Annotated in this window: 1 protein-coding gene; it reads right to left on the bottom strand. The window is 54.3% G+C overall.

The features are described 5' to 3' along the window. Nucleotides 1-361, bottom strand: a 361-nt coding sequence (locus KH400_RS30180; protein ID WP_217228463.1) for a hypothetical protein, incomplete at both ends; no start/stop codon positions are given.

The following is a 361-nucleotide window of genomic DNA, read 5'->3' on the forward strand; positions in this document are numbered from 1 at the left end:
CCTTCCCCCCCTTCTCTCCCTCCCCCCCCCTTTCTTTTCCCTCCTTTTCTCCTTTCCCTCCCTCCTCTCCTCCCTCTTTTTCTTTCCCCTCCTTTTTTCCCCCTCCTCTCTTTCTCCTTTCTTTCCCTTCTTCCTCTCTTCTTTCTTCCCCCTTTTCCCTCCCCTTCCCTCCTCTCCCCTTCCCTTTCTCTTTTCCCCCCCTTTTTCCCCCTTTCTTCCCCCCCCTCTCTTCTCCTTTCCCTTCTTCCCCCTTCCCCTCTTTTTTTTCCCCTTCTCTTCCCTTTTTTCCCCTCCCCCTCTTCTTCTTTTTTTTTTTTCCTCCCCTCCTCTCCCCCCTCCCCCCCTCTTTTTCCCCCCCTCT

It is taken from the genome of Desertibacillus haloalkaliphilus (assembly GCF_019039105.1).
Taxonomy (GTDB): domain Bacteria; phylum Bacillota; class Bacilli; order Bacillales; family KJ1-10-99; genus Desertibacillus; species Desertibacillus haloalkaliphilus.